Annotated in this window: 1 rRNA gene; it reads right to left on the bottom strand. The window is 51.3% G+C overall.

Annotation, left to right across the window (positions count from 1 at the left end):
* Positions 1-87: 87 nt before the first annotated feature.
* A 16S ribosomal RNA gene (locus HMPREF3106_RS06030) occupies positions 88-1,637 on the bottom strand.
* Positions 1,638-1,728 lie beyond the last annotated feature (91 nt).

Here is a 1,728-nt window from a genome sequence, read left to right as displayed (position 1 = left end):
AACCTCTCAAAACTAAACAAAGAAGTCTAAACCCTGTAGGGTTCCGTATTACCTTCAATACCTTGCGGCACTGAGGTTTATCCTTAGAAAGGAGGTGATCCAGCCGCACCTTCCGATACGGCTACCTTGTTACGACTTCACCCCAATCATCTATCCCACCTTAGGCGGCTGGCTCCAAATGGTTACCTCACCGACTTTGGGTGTTACAAACTCTCGTGGTGTGACGGGCGGTGTGTACAAGACCCGGGAACGTATTCACCGCGGCGTGCTGATCCGCGATTACTAGCGATTCCGGCTTCATGTAGGCGAGTTGCAGCCTACAATCCGAACTGAGAATGGCTTTAAGAGATTCGCTTACCCTCGCGAGTTCGCTGCTCGTTGTACCATCCATTGTAGCACGTGTGTAGCCCAAGTCATAAGGGGCATGATGATTTGACGTCATCCCCACCTTCCTCCGGTTTGTCACCGGCAGTCTCACTAGAGTGCCCAACTCAATGCTGGCAACTAGTAATAAGGGTTGCGCTCGTTGCGGGACTTAACCCAACATCTCACGACACGAGCTGACGACAACCATGCACCACCTGTCACTTTGTCCCCGAAGGGAAAGCTCTATCTCTAGAGTGGTCAAAGGATGTCAAGACTTGGTAAGGTTCTTCGCGTTGCTTCGAATTAAACCACATGCTCCACCGCTTGTGCGGGTCCCCGTCAATTCCTTTGAGTTTCAACCTTGCGGTCGTACTCCCCAGGCGGAGTGCTTAATGCGTTAACTGCAGCACTGAAGGGCGGAAACCCTCCAACACTTAGCACTCATCGTTTACGGCGTGGACTACCAGGGTATCTAATCCTGTTTGCTACCCACGCTTTCGAGCCTCAGCGTCAGTTACAGACCAGAGAGTCGCCTTCGCCACTGGTGTTCCTCCATATATCTACGCATTTCACCGCTACACATGGAATTCCACTCTCCTCTTCTGCACTCAAGTTCCCCAGTTTCCAATGACCCTCCCCGGTTGAGCCGGGGGCTTTCACATCAGACTTAAGGAACCGCCTGCGCTCGCTTTACGCCCAATAAATCCGGACAACGCTTGCCACCTACGTATTACCGCGGCTGCTGGCACGTAGTTAGCCGTGGCTTTCTGGTTAGATACCGTCAAGGCGCTAACAGTTACTCTAGCACTTGTTCTTCTCTAACAACAGAGTTTTACGATCCGAAAACCTTCTTCACTCACGCGGCGTTGCTCCGTCAGACTTGCGTCCATTGCGGAAGATTCCCTACTGCTGCCTCCCGTAGGAGTTTGGGCCGTGTCTCAGTCCCAATGTGGCCGATCACCCTCTCAGGTCGGCTATGCATCACGGCCTTGGTGAGCCGTTACCTCACCAACTAGCTAATGCACCGCGGGTCCATCCATCAGCAGAAGCTTGCGCCTCTTTTCCTCTTCAAACCATGCGGTTCGAAGACCTATGCGGTTTTAGCATCCGTTTCCGGATGTTATCCCCCTCTGATGGGCAGGTTACCCACGTGTTACTCACCCGTTCGCCACTAGATTGACCAGTGCAAGCACCGGTCGCTCTCGTTCGACTTGCATGTATTAGGCACGCCGCCAGCGTTCGTCCTGAGCCAGGATCAAACTCTCATGAAAAATTTGAATTTTCATGAGCTTTGAAAAGCTCATTTTAATTACTGACTTATTGTATCTCTTTAAGAGATAAGAAATTGTTGTTTCTTCATTA

The sequence above is a fragment of the Granulicatella sp. HMSC31F03 genome, assembly GCF_001807725.1.
In the GTDB taxonomy this organism is placed as follows: Bacteria; Bacillota; Bacilli; order Lactobacillales; family Aerococcaceae; genus Granulicatella; species Granulicatella adiacens.
This window is presented reverse-complemented; position numbering and strand designations above follow the sequence as displayed.